Source organism: Serratia sp. Ae19-1, from assembly GCF_059801225.1.
Map to the genome: position 1 here is coordinate 747,669 of NZ_JBCHWD010000001.1, position 21,058 is coordinate 768,726.

The window sequence follows — 21,058 nt, forward strand, 5'->3', positions numbered from 1 at the left end:
TGGTTAGCTCGTTATACGCACCCTATCAGATGGGAGGTGCCGAGATATCTCTTCAATTGCTAAGTGAGGAACTAGTTAGAAGAGGTCATCAAGTTAGGGTAATTACGCTATGTGATAAACCGTTAAGGTCGTTCTCTATAATCAATGGCGTCGAGGTTGTATACATACCACTTAGAAATATATATTGGCCTTTCAGTGGCAGGAGGCGGAATGTTTTACTACGCTTCTTATGGCACATTATTGATAATTATAACCTATTAATGAAAACTCCGTTTAGGAAGGAAGTGGTAGAGTTTCAACCGGATATAGTGAATACAAATAATTTATCTGGATTTTCAGTTGCAGTTTGGAGTGTTGTTAACGCTCTGGGGATTACACTAGTTCATACTTCGCGTGATTACTATCTAATGCATCCGAATACGACGATGTATTGCAAAGGAAAAAATATTGAGCCGCATACGCTGTCAGTTTTTTTTTGGTCCTCTTTAAAGAGAATTTATAGTAAAAAAGTTAATTATTATATTGGCATTAGTTTTTTTATCATGGATTTTCATATAAAGAATAAATTCTTCAAGAATGCATTAAACGGTTATACTTATAATCCAGTATCGGTTTATTCTGGATGTTCGCCCTCTGCAGATGTGATTCGTATCGGGTTTATCGGACGGCTAACAAAAGAAAAAGGGGTTGACGTATTTTGTCGCTTGATTGTTAAATTGCGTAACGCCGGTTATAATATACAAGCTTTCGCTGCAGGTGATTGTTTTGATGACAATGATGAGATTCGAGTTATGTTGCATTCAGCTGATATTATTCAGATGGGACGCGTTAATGTCGAACATTTCTTAAATAACGTAGATATTGTCATTTTCCCTTTTCAATGGCGGGAGCCATTTGGTCGAGTCGTTGTTGAAAGTGCATTAGCCAAAAAACGCGTGTTAATTAACCCAGTTGGCGGGGCAGGAGAATTACTAGAGTTAATCCCATCTGTCAAAGAGATAACGGAAAATAATCTTGAGTGGGCATTGAACTCTACTACAGAAGTTATTATTGAGCCCGATGTTATAAAGCTTTTTGATATTTATAACATAACAGATGAGTATATATCGACTTATGATCGAGCCAGAGAAACTACCAATTATCACTGAACTTCCTGATTTCCTTATAGTTTACGATAGCATTGTTTTCTTTCTTGGTCTTTTCCTTGCCTTTGCCTATTTATATCGTATTGTAGTTAAGTATAATTTCAATTTTCATGCAGTGATACTTTTCGCTTTATACGTACTCTGTTCGTATTCATCATATAACATCATGGTTATGCCAATCCATGATTATAATATCGCCATAGCTAGAAATTTCATTTATCATTATAAATTCTTTAGTTTTATATCGATTGTCGACATTATCTTTGTAACTATTTTTTTTGCTTTGCTCGCACACTTCTTTCTTTATTCCTGTTGGTCCAGGTTTCGGCATAATGAGTATAAGCTCATCATCTTCCTAACTGGAGTTGTTATTATTCAAGGGTGCGTGATTGGTATTATATCAACTTCTGCGTTTTTAAATCACATCATGCAAGGAGGTCTTGGCCAGATTAAAAGGCAAGCTGTTTATTTTCGTGGATTTATTTATTTTAGTGTGCTGATTTATCTTTTCTTTAATTGCATTAAACAGCTTTCGTCATTAGGTTTTTATAAAGTACTTATTTTCTTTTGCGTTTTTGACTTAATAAATTTCATATCCAGTATAGCGGCAAGTAATATATACTATGATTTTCTATGGGAAAGATATGGGGTAAGGGTTACCATAATAGATCAGGATAAGATCTACAACTATTTTACTATTTACTCACTGATGATTTTCGCTTTATTCTTTTCCAGGTCACCGCAAAAATTCACAATCTGCTTGGCGACAATCGTTATTGGTGCAGTAATGTATTTTAATATGTACAAGTTTTTATTCGCCTTTGCCGTGCTTTTTATATTGTATGACATTATCATTAATATTCTTAATAATAAACTTCCAAGGTTAAAAATTGCGGTAACTTTTCTCATCTTTATCATAGCACTGCCTGCTATGATGAGTTTGTATTCCAGTAAATCGATGAATACACGCTCAAGTCAAATGATAGATTATTGGACATACACGGGACAGTATTTCCCCGCAAGTCTGATAGGCATCGGCTACGGGGGGCTCTACTATTCACCTTCCGGTATTGGTGATAAAGGAGAGACAAAAAAAATTGACCTTATGCAGTTAGATTCACATTATAAAAGAAGTATACAGACGCCCCTTCTAACACAGTTAAAAAATAGCGGATTGCTTGGTGTCATTTTTATGTTGTCTATTGCAGTTGTTGTCTCCTTTAGAATGATAAAGGTTAATTTAAAACTGACTGAAAATATCTTCAGTAATGCAATTTGTTTTAATGTCATTTGGTTGGTTGGTAGTGCCTCTATTTTATTACAGCCATATCCGATGCCGTCGCTTACTTTTGTGAAACTACTATTGCTTCTTTTTTTGATGTTAAGTGCAGATAAGTTGCGAATGGGGTTGCATAGACATGCTAACTGAATGGAAAATAAAATGGATGGGGTGGGGACGTGTATATATCAAATTATTTTCTAAGTTCTTACCTTGGCCCCTTCAGGATAGGTTCATTTTTTTATTGAAACTGGGTTATTTCCCTAATTTGAAAAATGCAAAAACCTTTAACGAAAAGGTATTGTTTAGAAAGCAAAATAAAATGAGTGGTGACAAATTTGTTATTCTCTCAGATAAATACTTAGTTCGTGATTATGTTCGAGAGAAAATCGGTGATCATTACTTCGTCCCATTAATATTTTGCACTGACTCTCCTGAGCTGTTATTTGACTATGCTCCTCACTGTGACGTTATTCTGAAGCCTAACCATGGTGCGGGGATGTACAGAATTGTAAAAAAATCAAATTATGGTTCTGAGATAGATGATATAGTTAAACTATGTAATGAATGGATGAAAATCGACTTTTCATCTGTTCAAAGAGAAATCCAGTATAAAAACATTCCCAAGAAGATATTGATGGAAAAATTGTTAGGTGATGGCATTATTGCTCCAACTGATTATAAGTTCCATATCTTTCGTGGTTTTACAGGCAAGGTTAATTATGTTCTTCAAATTATAAATGAAAGATTTACTGGTAACTTATCGCGTACTTTTTATGTTAATGGATTTGACAAGCCATTCGAAACTGGAATAAAGAAGAAAGGGAATGGTGAAGAGAAATCTTTTTACTTTATTGACAAAGAGTTGGCATCAGAGGCATTGAGATTGAGTTGTTTGCTGGCCGCTGATTTCGATTATGTACGTGTTGATTGGTATATTCATAATGGCTGTATTTATTTTAGTGAGCTTACATTTACGCCTGCTGCAGGATTCGGCGTTGGTTATGGCCCTCGTCTGGATAGGTTGATGGGGGAGTTTTGGGTATAAATACTGACATTAAGCCAACTGATAACTACTTTTATCGAGAAAGTGTATGATATACATCAACGCCCGGTTCTTAACTCAGGATATAACGGGAGTTCAGCGTTTCGCCGCAGAGCTTTGCCTACAGCTGGCAAGGCTAAGAGATGATGTTATATTCTTATCTCCACGAGATATTAAGCAAGTGGATATCGCATCCCGTCTAAATGTTAAAGTAGTAGGTAGTCGTTCGGGGCACCTCTGGGAACAGTGGGACCTTCCTTTTTTTTTGTGGAAAAAAGGATCCCCATTGCTTGTTAATTTGGGAAATACCGCCCCATTGCTATACCTGAATAAAGTAATGACATTACATGACATATCTTATCTGCGATATCCAAAAACATACTCGTGGAGTTTCCGACACTACTATAGAATATTGATGCCACTGCTGTTGAAAACATGTAAAAATCTATTGACGGTTAGTGATTTCTCTAAGAGTGAAATATGTTTGGAGTATGGTTTTCCTATAGAGAAAATACATGTTATTCATAATGCTGTAAGTGGAAAGTTTTCTGAGAAGCATGAGGCTAAGATTAGGGGGGGGTATTTTCTTGCTGTGTCTTCGCATCATTACCACAAAAATTTTAATGGGTTACTTACCGCATTCAATAAATTACCTGAAAAGTATAAAATGCATATGGTTGTTGCGGGTAGCACGCATCCTAACTATCAGCGCCTCGAATTTGAAAAAAATCTCAGTAATAAAGTCAGTTTTGTCGGGCGAGTTTCTGATGAGGAGTTGGTGGATCTATATCGCAACGCATTCTGCTTTCTTTTCCCATCCTTATATGAAGGTTTTGGTTTGCCGCCGCTAGAAGCTCAAGCCTGTGGCTGTCCTGTGATTGCTTCTAATGCCGCCGCGATACCTGAAGTTCTTGGCGAGAGTGCAATTCTTGTCGATCCATTAAATAATGAAGCATTAACTGAAGCTATGGAGAAAGTACTGCTTAACCCAAAACTCAGAGAGTCTCTTATTGAAGCAGGCACTAAAAATATTGAACGATTTTCTTGGCTACTATCCGCAAGAGAACTAAGCTATGTTATCGATAACGTATAAGTTTGTTAAATTAACTGCCTTCTGCTTTGCTACAGACTTGTCTGCGGATAAATTTAGAAGAGAAATATCTAGAGGCGTATAATGTTGGGTAGTGATTTTAGCGTTGGAATAGTTGCCGATTGGCTCGTTACATCAGCCGGCTCTGAGAGCGTCGTCAAAGAATTGATTAAAATATACCCGTCTTCTGAGTTGTTTTCGTTGATAGATTTTATATCTGCGGAAGAACGTAATGACTATTCTGGGAAGAAGGCTAAAACGACATTTATCCAAAAGCTTCCTTTTGTTAAGAAAAATTATCAAGTTTTTCTACCTTTGATGCCATTTGCTGTTGAGCAAATTGACGTTAGTTTTCATAATGTTATTATCTCTAGTAGTCACGCAGTTTCTAAAGGTGTTCTCACCGGCCCCGATCAATTACATATAAGTTATGTGCATTCACCTATGCGTTATGCATGGGATCTTCAACATCAATATCTAAAAGAGACTGGTCTCAGTAAAGGTTTGAAAGGACTGATTGTAAAGTGGCTTCTGCATAAAATACGAATTTGGGACTACCGAACTGCGCATGGTGTAGATCATATGGTAGCGAATTCCCATTTTATCGCACGTCGGATAAAGAAGGTTTATGGCCGCGATGCTGACGTCATTTATCCACCGGTGCATGTCGAACGCTTTGCTTTAAATCTTCATAAGGAAGATTTCTACATTACGGCATCTAGATTAGTACCTTATAAGAGGGTTGACCTCATTGTTGAAGCTTTTAGAAGAATGCCAGATAAAAAACTTATTGTTATTGGTGATGGTCCCGAGATGAAGAAAATTCTGCGGCATAGCTCGGAGAATATAAGTGTACTTGGATATCAGCCCGATGATGTCTTGCAAGGTTTGATGGGAAGAGCTAAGGCATTTGTTTTTGCTGCTGAAGAAGACTTTGGTATCGTGGTTGTTGAGGCACAGGCTTGTGGCACTCCTATCATTGCTTATGGACGTGGCGGGGCCTTAGAAACAGTAAGACCTTATGGTTCGCAGAATGCAACGGGAGTTTTTTTTCATAAACAAACACCTGAAGATATTATGTCTGCCGTTGAAAAATTTGAGTCTATTCGAGATGACTTCTTACCTGAAAACTGTCGCTGTAATGCATTGCGTTTTTCTGCTCATCGGTTCCGTGAAGAATTTAGCACTTACTTAAAAGATAAATGGGTAAATTTTCAAGAGTTAAAGAAGATCAAATACTGACATCGTAGAGAGAATGGCTATACCACAGTCTTCTCTTTCAATTTAAGTAACTTACCCTTTATATTGCTAGTCTTTGTATATAATTCAAGTGATATTTTATAAACTGTTTATGGGGAGTAAATATGTATATTATTTTTATGGATGGAAAGCACAATGTCAAAAAATAAAAGTGTACTAAAAACAATTGTGCCTAAGGTTTCCCTAATTGTGTCCGATTTTTTATTTTTCAACACCTCGCTTTTCCTTGCTTATTTTATTGTTTTTCACTCTACTGGTAATAGTCTCGTTTTACCTGCGGATGGAACTTACACTGCAAGGATTTTTGCTCATTTAATTCTATCCGGTGTTTGTATCACTTGGTTTTTGTCAAGGTTAAGACATTATACATATAGAAAACCTTTTTGGTTTGAACTGAAAGAGGTCGTTCGGACATTATTGATTTTTGCTGTTTTAGACCTTTCACTGGTAGCTTTCTCAAAGTGGAACTTCTCTCGCTGGGTTTGGTTGGTTACGTGGGTTCTCATTTTGATTCTAATTCCGCTAGGACGAGCGATTACAAAGCGAATATTGAACAAGCTTCATCTGTGGAAAAAAGATACTATTGTTATTGGTTCCGGCAAAAACGCAAAAGAGGCTTACGCCGCTTTACAGAGTGAGGAAGTGCTTGGTTTTAATGTGATTGCTTTTGTCTGCACAGGTTCGCCATGTGAGGAAGTTATCACCGATATCCCTGTGCTTGATTCTGAGGAAGCTCTGTGGAAGATCGCCGATGTTGAAAGTACACAGTTTATTGTAGCGTTAGAGTTCGAAGAACATGCATTGCGTGACTGGTGGTTAAAGAATCTTGCGAAACATAATTGCCGCTCTGTTTCAGTTATACCGACATTGCGAGGTGTTCCTTTGTATGGCACTGATATGTCGTTCATATTTAGTCACGAGGTCATGATATTGCGAGTGGGTAATAATTTGGCCAAGCGCTCATCACGACTGATTAAGCGTATTTTCGATATTGTTGGCTCGGCTTCTATCATGTTGATATTGTCGCCCGTATTATTATTCCTGGCTTATAAAGTTTCGCGTGATGGCGGCAAGGCTATTTATGGCCATGAACGTGTCGGTCATAACGGGAGAAGATTTAAGTGCCTTAAGTTTCGCTCCATGGTAATGAACTCGCAAGAAGTGTTAGATGATCTATTGCGAACAGATCCTGTTGCAAAGGCCGAGTGGGATAAAGATTTTAAATTAAAAAATGATCCGCGAATTACTAAAGTCGGAGATTTTATCCGTAAAACCAGCCTTGATGAGTTACCTCAATTATGGAATGTTTTTAAAGGGGAAATGAGTTTGGTTGGTCCGCGCCCTATTATTGAGGCTGAACTTGAGCGTTATGCTGGCGATGTTGACTATTACTACATGGCAAAACCTGGTATGACGGGGTTGTGGCAAGTTAGTGGCCGTAATGATATAGATTATGATACTCGTGTGTATTTTGATGCATGGTATGTGAAGAACTGGGCGCTGTGGAATGATATAGCGATTTTATTTAAGACGATAAATGTTGTTTTAAAACGAGATGGTGCATACTAGTTTTTGTATGACATCGAAAAGTATTATTTTAAAATGTGGTTGATTTTTTTCTTGCTGTTTAATCTATGTGCTAAATTAATATAGGGCTGTTGTGGGGCGTGAGAAGTTTATTCTTTTTGCCCTCTAATATCAAACGTTGGTATCTCGATGATATTATTTAACATATAAATAGTTTGGTCGGATGAGATGCTTAGGTATCGCTGTTGTATCTATCTCTGACGACGATAAGAGTACTGTTGAGGAATAAATGTTTTCTTCTATCTGAGCGTTCGACTAATAAATATGGATGTGTAGACTATCGAAATTTTCAGGTTTAACCCTCTTGATACGATTCGTATGAGGAGGGCGCATGAGGGGGGGAGGGCGCTTCATTGTTATCACGCTGTTAACTTATTGGCTTTGTTATGGCTGTGCCATTGCTGGAGGAGTTCAAGGATAAGCTCGTCAGTTCTATTTTCTTCCATTTTGTAGACAGCTCATTATCCAATGAGTGTTGGGCGTGGCATAATCTAGATGAGTCAGCGAAAAAACTAGAAGTGAAGACTCTGTTATATGTTACTACGCGATATATGGTGAAGAGTCAGATGTTTTTGCCGCTATAGATAGCGATCTATATTTATATGAATACGTAAGAGTGGTAATTAGTGTGGTTGCGTTCTTTATTCTAAAGCGTATTGTAAGGGCGGCATTCTTTTCATCTAACCAGGTTTATATGACTATTTTCATAAACTGATTATTTCGTCAATATGCTAAAAGTTTTTGTCTACCAAAGTGAGTGGATTTTTCAGCAAGGATAAACTCTATTCTAACAAACAGTAAATTGCAAAAAATCGAGTTGCTGTTACTCCTATTTAATTCAGTGTTATCCTTTTTGTTTGATAACTTATAAGTTAAATTGTGATGGCTTGAAAGTTGATTTGATATTATGAATGGTAGGTGTATGGTTCTGCCTGGAGAGGTAATAATGGAGGTCGTCGTGGGGAAAGTTTGTATTTTAGTTATCGTTTATGGTAAGAAGTTAGTTGACTCAACTACGTTGTCTTCGTTATTAAAATTCGATTGCTCTTTATTTGACTTGGTTATAATAAATAATGGCCCAGACGCTCTAAATGAACGCGACTTTTTTTATCATGATCTTAACGAGAGTTTTCGCTCTTTTGAGTTGCTGAACAAGACTGAGAATATGCCACTTAGTATTGCATATAATAATTTTATCGATTCGCACTCAAACGCGCAAAGATATGTGTTTCTAGATGATGACACTGAAGTGACTGAAAGTTTTATAACCCGGCTGTCTGACAATGAAGCTTCATATGACGTTGAAGTACCTAAGATCGTTGCAACTGATGGGTCTCTTGAGTCGGGGAGAGTTCAGTATCCGGTCGAAGATGGTATTCCTGTCGTAGAGTTCAGAGCTGTTAATGCAGGTACTGTTTTCTCCATTGGTTCGGGTTTAGTCTTGACTCGTCAATTTATTGATAAATTCCGAAATGCTTGCGTGCCTGTTTTTGATATCCATTACGCATTGTATGGCGTAGACTATAGTTTATTCAGAAACGTACGAAAGCTTTTAGCTAAAGGAGTCCCTTTTACCTTTACGAGCTTTTCTTCTATTAATCATTCTTTGTCCCGTTTGCAAAAGGGAGCGTTAAGCGAACATACGAAAAGAGAGCGCCTGTATGACATTATACTGTCGGCACGGCACTACCCTGATAAGTCTTATATTAGTGGCCTTATCAGGTCACTCGCTAGCGCGACTCTTCGCCTTGATTTTTCATTGGTTATTCATATTATTTCCACTTTTGTCAAAGGTTACCATCCGAGATGTAAGCCATATATTACCGCTGGCAAAAAATAAGCTGACCATAATTATTTAAACGCGCAGCATAAAATGCTGCGCTGTCACTTCTTCCTTTCTGCTTAGCTATCCTGCTTTTTCGTGCTCCCTCCTCAGCTCTGACTTCCGATACTTTCACCTTTCTTATATTTATTTCTTCTTTACATTTTTCAATTCCTAATAAAAAACCTACTGCTGAACGCCATCTCTCTCTTTAATAAACTCAATCACCTGATTGATAATGTTTTTTTAGCCTTGAATATTAAATGTAATCAATGGTGCAAATTCACTGTTGGCTATTTTTACGCTCATTTGTAATTGTTTGATTTTGTTGTTTTTTATTTTTTCTAAAGGGCTGCATTAAATCATGGGATTCAACTCTCTGCTAATTATTCGCCATCTAATTTTGACGTGATTCACTTTATTTTATTTAACTTATTGTTTTTGCTGTTTTTTGTTTTTATTTTGATTTGTGGTAATAAAAATCCTATCACCTTGACAGCTTGCGTTTTTTGAACTTTTCTTTATGTGCGAAGGAAGGGGGTTTCTTCGCGCGGGATTCAATTATGTGGTAACACTTTTATAGCTAACGCCAGGTTTTAAAATCAGATTTGATTTTGCCTTGCTAAAACCATTTTGTTTAAGGATACGATTATGGCTTCTCTCGTGTACCAAAAAGAGGCGGCGGCGCTTCTTTTAGCTGTGCTTGGGCAAAATGCATCACCAAGCGTGTTTGACACTGTTGGTAATCAAATAGAGAAAGGGCAGACGACCGCCCAGGCATACATCTCGAGTCTGTTATCCTCCAGTGCCGGACAGGCGCTTTATGCATCAAAAACAGACGTTGAAATACTGCAGAGTATTTATACTTCAGTCTATGGCAACTCTCCGACTACAGCACAGTTGCAGGCGATTCTTGCCGGCAGCACCTTGAATGATGCCATATCAAGTGCCGTTAATTCTTTGCTGAACTACAGCGGTTTTGATACAGGCACGCTGGCATCTCAGAGCAACTTCGATGCTCAACTCAACAACGTGCTGTTCCCGGGAACTAGCGCCGCTGGCTCTGGTCCTGGCGTGTCGGATGCATTAGCGCTCTATTACCTGGCTGGTATTGATCCGGTTACCAGCACGGTTATCACGTTGGGGACGCAGATCAATACCTCAGCGCAGACTTTCTCACAAGTTGCCAATAAATTTGTGACCGATCGCGCTGCACTGAATTCGCTTTCAAATACCGATTTTATTAATAAGGTCTTTAATGAAGCCTACGAACGCGCGCCAAGCAGCAGTGAGTTCTCGGCTCTGAATGCAATTCTCAGTGGCGGTGGCACTAAAGGCGATGTATTGATCAATATCATTACTGGATTGCGCGGCACCGTAGGTTCCGGTGATACTGCGGCGCAGCAATTCTTCCTGAATGAAACTCAGCCTGATGGTGCCGGCCAACTGGCTGGTTTGGCTGCTCGTGAACAGGTTGCTTCCATCTATCTTGCTGTACCTCAGCGCGATGTTGATGCGCAAGGCTTGGACGACTGGAGCAATTATCTGGGTAAGCACGGTAACACTTTTACTTCGCTGACCACAAAACTGTTGACCTCTGTTGAGTTCCAGAAGAAAGGTGCTCAATTGACCGGCACTGACTTCATTCAGCACGTATATACTGGCGTTCACGGTGTTGCTGCTACACCAGCGCAAATTGCACTGTATAGCGGGTTAACCGACAAAAGTGCGATCACGACTGCGATCATTAATGACCTGCGCAACTCAACTGCCACTGACGCCACTACTGTAACTCAGCAGCATGGCTTCGAATATGACATCGGTACTAGCCTGCTCTATAAAACCGCGGCATCTCTGACTGCAACGGCTGCTGGCGGCAACGCGACAGGCACTGTCAACACTGGCGCTTCCCACCAAATTAGCAACGCCGAAACTGCGGTACTGACGAATGTTCAACTGAACGCCAACGCCGCCAGCCTGGTCAACCTGAAGTTCGCCGATCACCTGGCTAACCTGACCATCAACGGCACCAGCGCAGCAACGGTGAACCTGTCTGATAACGGCGTCAACCCTGGCGTGGCGGTGACTGTCAACAACGGCAACGTCATTCTGAACGCCAGCTCCGGTTCAGACAATGTGGTCGTGACTTCGACGGCTAATATCGCGACCGGTACCGCACAGTTTAACCTCGGCGCCGGCAACGACAGCCTGCACTGGGCGGGTAACGCGGTCTCCGGCGGTGCGAACACCGTTGCCAATACCGTCAAGGCTGACGGCGGTACCGGCACGGATTCCATCTCTGCCAACTTCATCACCAAAACCGTAGTAACCAACCAGAACGCCCTGGGCGTTCGCACCAGCACGGTGACCAGCAACGCCAACAACTTCTCGAACTTCGAGCAGATTGATCTGACCGGCTATATCGGTAAGTCTGTCGGTACGTTGGTGACCACACCGCTGATTGGTTCGCCGACTACCACTACCGTCACTACGCCAACCAACACCTTCGACTTCGGCCTGACCAACGGCACGTCCACGGTGGAAGGCACTACCGGCGGTACGGTCACCCAAAACGCGGCGGCGACCAACCTGGGGGCGCAAGGTTTCGTGATTTCCGGGCTGGCTAACGTCAACGTCATCAACGCCGCCGGCGGTAACGCCGCGCAGCTGGAAGTGAAAGGGGACGCGACCTCCGCCAGTACGCTGAACTTCACCTTCGTGCAGAACGCCACCGATCACTTCAACATCAACTTCGATGCGGTGAGTTCGGCCAACGTGAATGCCGGCGCCATCAGCCTGAACAGCAGCAGCAGCGCCCTGCTGGGCACTGCGCTGACAACGGTGAACGTGGCTTCCGGCGGTACAGGTTCGTTTAACAACATTCTGTCTCTGGCCGGTACCAATGCGCAGGTTCAGACTGTTAATGTGACTGGCGATCATGCGTTGAATCTGACGCTGGGCAGCGGTTTCAGTAACGTGCGTGATGTTAACGCTTCGACCAATACCGGCGGTTTGAACCTGGATTCAAGCCATGCGGGTACTGGTGACGGTATCATCGTGCAGCTGTTGAACGCCTTGCCATTGAGCGCGGTTACCACCGCGTTGCTGACCCCGTTGTTGAACACCTTGGGCCTGAACGGTTATCAACTGACGGTTGAAGGGACGTCGACAGCCGACAGCTTCAACGTGCTGGGTAACACCACGTTGACCGGCGGTGCCGGGGCGAATATCTACGATCTGAAATCCAGTAACACGCAGGCGGGGGTCACCATCACCGACTTCAGTACTGCGAAGGACAAGATCGTTGATGCTGCTTCCGGGCTGACCCTGTCCAATACCGGTACTGCGGTAGCGGATTACGGCACCCGTCCGGCGGATACGCTGGATGCGCTGTTGGGCTCGTTGGTTGGCGGTCTGACCACCGGCGTTGTCGGCCTGTTGGGCGGCATCCTGGGCCTGAGCAATCCAAACTCGCTGACGGCGAAGGTGGGCGTGGCTTCGGTGGTGTTCAGCGGCACCGGCAACACGGCCGATTCCTACGTGATTATTGATAACAACAATAACCACACGCTGGATGCCAACGATACCGTGATTTACCTGACCGGCCAGAACCACCAGCAATTGGTGGATACTCTGCACTACGCCTAAGGGTAAGGTTGCAATAACCAATAATTCCCCATGGGACTATTTGGAATTAAATAATGCGGGGGCGTAATCCCCCGCATGTTTAATTTTGTGAGCGGCGTCATCCTCTCTAAGTTATTCCATTTCGTTATCTTCCCCTCTTATTTTTGCTCTCCCGTATCCCATTGTTTTTACATGGTTTGTCCTATCTCGATGACCGTCTTTTTTTTTATGGCCAACCTTGCTGATTTTCACTTTCTCAACCTATAGTTAACGAAAGTATCTGCAGTCTCGGGCATTTTTTTGGGGTGAGTCTTCCCGGGGTAAATTCTTTTTTAGGAATTTCTTTAGGGGAGGGGTCAATGCGGATTGGACTGACAGTGCACATGATGTAAGGGCAGAACGTGAATCAATTTATCCCGCGCAACGAAATTGCGGATGTTATACGGACGCGCAGTAAAGTCTTCTGGACCGTTGGTATTTTCACGGCGTTTATTAACCTGTTAATGCTGGTTCCTTCCATTTACATGCTCCAGGTTTATGACCGGGTGCTCCCTTCGCGTAATGAAATCACGCTGTTAATGCTGACGCTGATCATGCTGGGTATGTTTGGCATGATGTCCTTGCTTGAATACGTGCGCAGCATGGTGGTGATCCGCATCGGCAGCCAGCTGGATATGCGCCTCAATACGCGCATCTATACGGCGGCTTACGAGGCGAATTTAAAGAACGGCTCTTCCGATGCCGGCCAGATGTTGAGCGATCTGACCAACGTGCGCCAGTTTTTGACCGGAAGCGCGCTATTTGCCTTCTTCGATGCGCCCTGGTTCCCGATCTATCTGCTGGTGATTTTCCTGTTTAACCCTTGGCTGGGGTTGTTCGCCCTGGTGGGTTCCTTGCTGTTGATCGCCCTGGCGGTGATCAACGAAGTGGTGTCGAAGAAGCCGTTGGCGGATGCCAGCCGCCTTTCTATTATGTCCAGCAGTCTGGCCAGCACCAACCTGCGCAATGCCGAAGTGATCGAAGCGCTGGGCATGTTGCCTAATCTGAAAGGACGCTGGTTCGGTCTGCATCAGCGCTTCCTGAACAGCCAACGCATCGCCAGCGAGCGGGCGTCGCGGGTGACGTCGATCACCAAGTTTGTGCGTCTGTCGCTCCAGTCGTTGGTTTTGGGGCTTGGGGGCTGGCTGGCGATCGATGGGCACATTACGCCGGGCATGATGATCGCCGGTTCCATTTTGATGGGGCGCACGCTGGCGCCGATCGAGCAGGTGATCAACGTTTGGAAAAGTTGGAGTTCCGCCAAGCTGGCATACCAGCGCCTGGTACGCTTGCTGGATCAGCATCCTCCGCGCGGTACCGGCATGTCGTTGCCGCGTCCGGAAGGGGTGATCTCTGTTGAAGGGGTGACTGCGACGCCGCCCGGTTCGAAGGGAAGCGCGGTGTTGCATAACGTCAGCTTTGCCATTCAGCCGGGAGACGTGCTGGGGATTATTGGGCCAAGCGCCTCAGGCAAGTCAACGCTGGCGCGCCTGTTAGTCGGTATCTGGCCAGTCAGCGAAGGCATTGTGCGGCTCGACAACGCCGATATCTATCAGTGGAACAAGGACGAACTGGGGCCTTTCATCGGTTATCTGCCGCAGGATATTGAACTGTTCGCCGGCAGCATCGCAGAGAACATCGCCCGCTTCAACGAACTGGACTCGGAGAAAGTGATCGAGGCCGCCAAGTTGGCCGGGGTGCATGAGCTGATTCTGCGCTTCCCTAATGGCTATGATTCGGTGATCGGCAGCGGTGGCGCCGGGCTTTCCGGTGGTCAGAAACAGCGTATCGGTTTGGCGCGCGCGCTGTATGGCGATCCTTCTCTTATCGTGCTGGATGAACCCAACTCCAATCTGGACGATGCCGGCGAGCGGGCGTTGAACCAGGCCATTACGTTCCTTAAACAGCGGAATAAGACGGTGATTCTGATTACTCACCGTACCAATCTGCTGGCGATGACCAACAAGCTGTTGCTGTTGGTTAACGGGAACGTCAATGCGTTTGGCCCTACGCAGCAAGTACTGCAGGCGTTGGCGAATGCGCAAAAAGCGCAGGTGCCTCCGCAAGCGGTGCGCGCGGTGAACTCCGAGCCGGATGAAGGCGATATTCCTAAAACTCAAATTAATTAAGCCGTGAACTTGTCTGGCGGCGCCGTTGCGTCGCCGACAGTCAAAGGAGTTGGTATGTCTACGCATATTGGCGAGCCGAATGACTCGTACTCAGAACAGATCCCGCTGGATGAGCGTCGTTATACCCGCCTCGGGTGGTTGGCGCTGGGAGTGGGCGTGTTCGGCTTCTTAGCCTGGGCGGCGTTTGCGCCTCTGGATAAAGGGGTCGCTTCGCCGGGATCGGTAACCGTTTCCGGCAACCGTAAAACGGTGCAGGCGCCGGCCAGCGGCATCATCAAAAATATCGTGGTGAAAGACGGCGATAAGGTAAAAGCCGGCGAAGTCCTGGTGCAGTTGAGCCAGGTGCAGGCGCAGGCGCAGGTCGATTCCCTGCGCGATCAGTACTACACCACGCTGGCGACCGAAGGGCGTTTGCTCGCTGAACGGGATGGTCTGAGCACGGTCACTTTCTCCCCCATCTTCACCAAGATCAAGGATCAGCCGCGCGTCGCGGAGATCATCGCGCTGCAGACGCAGCTGTTCGCCTCCCGCCGCCAAGGGCTGCAGAGTGAAATCGACGGTTACAAGCAGTCGATGGACGGGATCCGTTTCCAGTTGAAAGGCCTGCAGGATTCGCGCGCCAACAAACAGATCCAACTCTCCAGCCTGCGTGAGCAGATGAACAGCATGAAACAACTGGCGGCGGACGGTTACCTGCCGCGCAACCGCTATCTGGAAATTCAGCGCCAGTTCGCCGAGGTGAACAGCAGCATCGATGAAACCGTCGGGCGAATTGGCCAATTGCAAAAGCAGCTGCAGGAATCTCAACAGCGTATCGATCAGCGTTTCGCCGACTATCAGCGCGAGGTCAGAACGCAGCTGGCGCAAACCCAAATGGACGCCAGCGAGTTCCGTAACAAGCTGCAAATGGCCGATTTCGATCTGGGCAACACCGCCATCACCTCACCGGTGGACGGCACCGTGGTCGGATTGAATATCTTCACTCAGGGGGGCGTCGTGGGAGCGGGTGACCACCTGATGGACGTGGTACCCAGTCAGGCGACATTGGTGGTGGATTCTCGTCTGAAAGTCGACCTGATCGACAAGGTGTACAACGGGTTGCCGGTGGATCTGATGTTTACCGCCTTCAACCAAAATAAAACCCCGAAAATTCCGGGAACGGTCACCTTGGTTTCCGCCGACCGTCTGGTCGACAAAACCAATGGTGAACCTTACTACCAGATGCAGGTCACGGTCTCGCCGGAGGGCATGAAAATGCTCAGCGGTGAGGACATCAAGCCGGGGATGCCGGTGGAGGTGTTCGTGAAAACGGGGTCGCGCTCGCTGCTGAGCTATCTGTTTAAACCTATTTTGGATCGCGCTCATACTTCATTAACCGAGGAATAATTTTGATTCAATCAAAACGACAGGCTGCCGGTCTGGTTATCGGCACCCTATTGTTTGCGATGTCTGCGCCGGTTTATTCGATAGGGATTTTAGACGCATATTCGCTGGCATTAGAAAAGGACCCGACCTTCCGGGCGGCTATAAAAGAGAAAGAAGCGGGAGATGAAAACGAAAATATCGGCAGGGCCGGGTTGCTGCCGAAAGTATCACTGAACTACCAGAATTCGCCGCGCAACTGGCAAACGCAGAAGTACCCGCAGAGCGACTTCTTTGGCAACATTACGGAAGCGACGCGGCGTCAGCAGTACCGCAGCTATTCCAGCTCGGTGACGTTGACGCAGCCGCTGTTCGATTACGAAGCCTATGCGCGCTATAAAGGCGGCGTGGCGCAGACGCTGATGTCGGACGAACGCTATCGCGGAAAACTGCTCGATCTGGCGGTGAGAGTGGTCAGCGCCTATGTCGAAGTGGCCTATTCCAAAGATCAGATTGCCCTGGCCGAGGCGCAAAAGGCGGCTTATAAAGAGCAGTTGGCGTTGAACGATCGGCTGATGAGCGCGGGTGAGGGGACGCTGACCGACGTTTCCGAAACGCAGGCACGCTACAGCCTGGCTGAAGCGCAGGTGATCGAAGCGCGCGACGCGTTGGATGCCGCGCAGCGTGAGTTGGAAGTCATCATCGGGGTACCGCTGAATCAACTGGATGAGCTGCAGGTCTTGCGGCCGGGCAAATTCCAGGTGGCGCCGCTGATCCCGTCGAAGTTCGAAGAGTGGCAAAAGATAGCTCTGGAGAATAACCCTCTATTGGCCGCCTCGCGCCACGGCGTCGATGCGGCGAAATACGAAGTAGAGAGAAACCGCGCCGGCTTTATGCCGAACGTGCAACTCTATGCTTCGCATTCGGAGAACGATTCCAGCAGTGACAACACGGTTAACCAGAAATACCGCACCGACAGCATCGGGGTACAGGTGAGTTTGCCGATTTACTCCGGCGGCGGCGTGGCGGCCTCAACGCGGCAGGCGGCGGCACGTTACGGCCAGGCGATGGCCGAGATGGATACGCAAGTGGGTTCGACGCTGAACGATCTGCGCAAGCAGTTCAATCTGTGCATCAGCAGCCGCGCCAAGCTGGCGGCCTACGAGCTGGCGGTGAAGTCGGCGACTACCCAGGTGACGGCGACTCGGCAGAGCGTATTGGCGGGGCAGCGCGTCAACGTCGATGTGCTCAACGCCGAACAGCAACTCTATAGCGCCCAGCGCGATCTGGCTTCTGCCAAGTACACCTACATCAAGTCCTGGATTACCCTGCTGAGCGATTCCGGTACGCTGGACGAGAAGGATGTGCTGCGTGTGGCGCAGTATTTCGCAAGACAGCGTTAGGTGTTGAAATAACGCTGAGGATGTCGGGGGGGCTGTTAATGTCCCCCATCGTCATTACATGTGCCAACTGGTGTCATATTCAAGGCTCTGGGACAATATGCATTCGCCTATCAGATCATGGAGCTTTTACTTTAGCTTATTGCCTTGTGCATTCTGCGTGTAACGCAATGTCATGCGAGCCGTGTCGCGTGCTGCTGTCATTATTTGGGTATCGTCATTTTTAGCGCCGCATTTATTACATGCAAAGTTGGACTGGTAGAACCAAACTCATAACTGGAGTCAGTATCTTTTGGGGAAGGCGTCAATAGTCATGCATTTTGCAGCTCTTTAGTATTGAGCGGTAATATAATTTCTATAAAGACATTGGTGCTCCTTGCGATGGAGACGTAGGAACCTTTGGCTGGGGAAAGGTGCTGCCTGTTGCCGGAAATACTGTTGTGTAGCTCAAGTGTGAATTTCTTCACTTTTTTATCTTCGTTACCGAATACGATGGGTTGCGATTCAAATCTCTCCGGCCAAAGACGCTCGATAATCACACCGTTTTTTCTATCCATAAACTCAAATAGCATAATGCGCTATTTGACACCCTGGACGAGGATAACGCCGTGCCGATGTTGTGGGTGTCAAGTAGAGTGGAAACCACATTATTATTGGCAAGGAGACCGTATCGTTTGGCCCGGGGAAGAGTTCTGGACCTCGCCGTCTTGCAGTGGGTTGTTTTTTACCGTTGTCAGACGAAGTTCGCGGCTCTGACGAGTGCATGCCGTCGCTGTCTTGAGAATAATTCTGAAATGTGGCTCAACTTCTGCATTGTTGCTTCAGATGCGTTATCGTATGCCTCCAAACAGTCCGCCTGAGCTCGGTTTGATGGCTGAAAGGCCGTTTTTAGCCAACACGTTTGCTTCAAATAGAGAATACAACAGCAGATGCGGGGCGATGAGGGCATGTCTAATGTATAACGCGAAGCATCAGAGGAGTGATTATGGCGATTTTGGTTACGGGCGGTGCGGGTTATATCGGGTCGCATACAGTTCTGACCCTGTTAGAGCGTGGGGAAGAGGTGGTCGTGTTGGACAACCTTTGTAACGCTTCCGAAGAGTCATTGCATCGCGTTGAGCAGTTGACCGGCAAAGCTGCGATATTTTATCGCGGGGACATTCGAGATCGGGAATGCCTTGGGCGCATTTTTGACGAGCAGCAGATTAACGCCGTTATCCATTTTGCGGGATTGAAAGCTGTAGGGGAGTCGACCCGCAAGCCGCTTGAATATTATCAAAATAATGTCGCGGGCACGCTGGTTCTGTTGGAAGAAATGCGCCGCGCCGGCGTACACCAATTTATCTTCAGTTCATCGGCGACGGTTTACGGCGCCCACTCACCAGTTCCTTATGTGGAAACGACGCCCATTGGCGGCACGACAAGTCCATACGGCACCTCCAAGCTGATGGTTGAGCAAATTTTGCAGGATTTCGCCAAGGCGGAACCGCAATTTTCCATTATTGCCTTACGCTATTTCAATCCGGTTGGTGCACATGAGTCCGGCATGATTGGTGAAGATCCGAACGGTATTCCGAACAATCTTTTGCCTTATATCTCTCAGGTGGCGATTGGTAAATTGGATAAGTTGGGCGTGTTCGGCGGAGACTATCCGACAAAAGATGGTACCGGCGTGCGCGATTATATCCATGTGATGGATTTGGCGGAAGGCCACCTTATGGCGATGGGGCATCTGGCTAAGATTGAAGGGTTCAAGGCTTATAACCTGGGGGCCGGCGTCGGGTATTCCGTCTTGGAAATGGTGCAAGCCTTTGAAAAAGCCTCCGGCGTCGCCGTTCCCTATCAAATTTTACCGCGCCGCGACGGCGATCTTCCCGCCTTCTGGGCTGATGCGCGCCTGGCGAAACAAGAGTTGGGATGGGAAGTTCAGCGCGGCATTGATGCCATGATGCGCGATACCTGGAACTGGCAGCAAAAGAATCCGCAAGGGTACCGCTGATCGCCAATGTGGTATGAGCCCGTTTGTGAAAGAAGGGAATTGGATAAAAAATGTTACTGCGCACCGGCAGATTTGCCGAGTGCGTTGCCACTGTTTTCATGGAGGGTGCGGTTTCGTGATTAACGGCAAATTCTTATGTCGATTCAACATGATTGAGATGGGAATTTTCCCACAAAGCTAGGCGTTGTTTTAGAGGATTTTATGAAAATTATCGTTACCGGTGGTGCAGGCTTCATTGGGTCGGCGGTTGCCCGACATATCATTAATGATACCAGCGACCACGTTCTGGTGCTGGATAGCCTGACCTACGCAGGTAATCTGGAGTCGTTGGCGACGATCGCCGAGAGCGACCGCTACGCGTTTGAGCTGGTCGACATTTGCGACCGTCCGGCGCTGGATCGTGTGTTCGCCACGTTTAAACCGGACGCTGTGATGCACCTGGCCGCGGAGAGCCACGTCGACCGTTCCATTGACGGTCCTGCGGCCTTTATCGAGACCAACATTGTCGGCACCTATACGCTACTGGAAGCGGCTCGCCACTACTGGCAGACCCTGGATGAAGCGAAAAAACAGGCGTTCCGCTTCCACCATATTTCGACCGATGAGGTCTACGGCGACTTGCACGGCACCGACGATCTGTTCACCGAAACGACTCCCTACGCACCAAGCAGCCCATACTCCGCCTCCAAGGCTTCCAGCGATCACCTGGTGCGCGCCTGGCTGCGCACCTACGGCCTACCGACCCTGGTCACCAACTGCTCGAACAACTACGGCCCTTACCACTTCCCGGAGAAACTGATCCCGCTGACCATACTGAATGCGCTGGACGGCAAGGCATTGCCGGTATATGGCAACGGCGCGCAGGTGCGCGACTGGCTGTATGTCGAAGATCATGCCCGTGCGCTGTATAAGGTAGTGACCGAGGGGACTGTGGGGGAAACCTACAATATCGGTGGCCATAACGAACGCAAAAATATCGACGTGGTGCGTACCATTTGCCGACTGTTGGATGAGTTGATGCCGAACAAGCCAGGCAATCTGAGCCGGTACGAAGAGCTGATCACGTTCGTGACCGATCGCCCGGGCCATGATATGCGCTATGCGATCGACGCTTCAAAAATTGACGCAGAACTGGGCTGGAAGCCGCAGGAAACGTTCGAGAGCGGCATTCGTAAAACCGTCGAGTGGTACCTGGCCAACGAAGCCTGGTGGAGCCGCGTGAAGGACGGCTCCTATGCCGGCGAACGCCTGGGCCTGACACGTTAATGATTTCG

14 protein-coding genes are annotated in these 21,058 nt (G+C 46.4%); 13 read left to right on the plus strand and 1 reads right to left on the minus strand.

What is annotated here, in order from left to right; all coding sequences use genetic code 11:
• The first annotated feature begins 29 nt into the window (after positions 1 to 29).
• The 11 genes from AAIE04_RS03675 (at position 30) to AAIE04_RS03725 (ending at position 17,788) form a co-directional block, all read left to right on the plus strand.
• Positions 30 to 1,148, plus strand: a complete 1,119-nt coding sequence (locus AAIE04_RS03675; protein ID WP_498576636.1) for a glycosyltransferase — start codon at positions 30 to 32, stop codon at positions 1,146 to 1,148.
• A 382-nt stretch (positions 1,149 to 1,530) separates the two neighbouring features.
• On the plus strand, positions 1,531 to 2,574 hold the full coding sequence (locus tag AAIE04_RS03680) for a hypothetical protein (protein WP_498576514.1): 1,044 nt from the start codon (positions 1,531 to 1,533) through the stop codon (positions 2,572 to 2,574).
• Entirely contained in the window at positions 2,564 to 3,472 is a 909-nt protein-coding gene (locus AAIE04_RS03685; protein WP_498576515.1) for an ATP-grasp fold amidoligase family protein, read from the plus strand. The genes AAIE04_RS03680 and AAIE04_RS03685 overlap by 11 nt, the downstream gene beginning before the upstream one ends.
• Before the next feature lie 46 nt (positions 3,473 to 3,518).
• Complete coding sequence (locus AAIE04_RS03690) at positions 3,519 to 4,562, plus strand: glycosyltransferase family 4 protein (RefSeq protein ID WP_498576516.1); 1,044 nt, start codon at positions 3,519 to 3,521, stop codon at positions 4,560 to 4,562.
• A gap of 81 nt (positions 4,563 to 4,643) precedes the next feature.
• On the plus strand, positions 4,644 to 5,801 hold the full coding sequence (locus AAIE04_RS03695) for a glycosyltransferase family 4 protein (protein ID WP_498576517.1): 1,158 nt from the start codon (positions 4,644 to 4,646) through the stop codon (positions 5,799 to 5,801).
• Between the two features lie 153 nt (positions 5,802 to 5,954).
• A complete protein-coding gene (wbaP, locus tag AAIE04_RS03700) occupies positions 5,955 to 7,388 on the plus strand; it encodes an undecaprenyl-phosphate galactose phosphotransferase WbaP (protein ID WP_498576518.1) in 1,434 nt (477 codons plus the stop codon).
• A gap of 964 nt (positions 7,389 to 8,352) precedes the next feature.
• A complete protein-coding gene (locus AAIE04_RS03705; protein WP_498576519.1) occupies positions 8,353 to 9,246 on the plus strand; it encodes a glycosyltransferase family 2 protein in 894 nt (297 codons plus the stop codon).
• A 633-nt stretch (positions 9,247 to 9,879) separates the two neighbouring features.
• Positions 9,880 to 12,876 carry a beta strand repeat-containing protein gene (locus AAIE04_RS03710; protein WP_498576520.1) on the plus strand — a complete coding sequence of 999 codons (2,997 nt, stop codon included), beginning with the start codon at positions 9,880 to 9,882 and terminating at the stop codon, positions 12,874 to 12,876.
• Positions 12,877 to 13,256: 380 nt separating this feature from the next.
• Positions 13,257 to 15,023, plus strand: a complete 1,767-nt coding sequence (locus AAIE04_RS03715) for a type I secretion system permease/ATPase (RefSeq protein ID WP_063919074.1) — start codon at positions 13,257 to 13,259, stop codon at positions 15,021 to 15,023.
• A 54-nt stretch (positions 15,024 to 15,077) separates the two neighbouring features.
• A complete protein-coding gene (locus AAIE04_RS03720) occupies positions 15,078 to 16,409 on the plus strand; it encodes an HlyD family type I secretion periplasmic adaptor subunit (protein WP_154746826.1) in 1,332 nt (443 codons plus the stop codon).
• 2 nt (positions 16,410 to 16,411) lie between these two features.
• On the plus strand, positions 16,412 to 17,788 hold the full coding sequence (locus AAIE04_RS03725; RefSeq protein WP_498576521.1) for a TolC family outer membrane protein: 1,377 nt from the start codon (positions 16,412 to 16,414) through the stop codon (positions 17,786 to 17,788).
• Positions 17,789 to 18,096: 308 nt separating this feature from the next.
• Here the strand turns inward: AAIE04_RS03725 and AAIE04_RS03730 are convergent, their stop codons facing one another.
• Positions 18,097 to 18,342 (minus strand): hypothetical protein, encoded by a 246-nt coding sequence (locus AAIE04_RS03730; protein WP_498576522.1) that lies wholly within the window; start codon positions 18,340 to 18,342, stop codon positions 18,097 to 18,099.
• Between the two features lie 428 nt (positions 18,343 to 18,770).
• Here AAIE04_RS03730 and galE point away from each other — a divergent pair, with 428 nt between their 5' ends.
• Positions 18,771 to 19,784, plus strand: coding sequence for a UDP-glucose 4-epimerase GalE (gene galE / locus AAIE04_RS03735; protein WP_498576523.1), 1,014 nt, complete (start codon positions 18,771 to 18,773; stop codon positions 19,782 to 19,784).
• Between the two features lie 201 nt (positions 19,785 to 19,985).
• The gene (rffG, locus tag AAIE04_RS03740; RefSeq protein WP_498576524.1) at positions 19,986 to 21,050 is read left to right on the plus strand and encodes a dTDP-glucose 4,6-dehydratase; all 1,065 of its coding nucleotides are present in this window, start codon (positions 19,986 to 19,988) and stop codon (positions 21,048 to 21,050) included.
• The last annotated feature ends 8 nt before the right edge of the window (positions 21,051 to 21,058 follow it).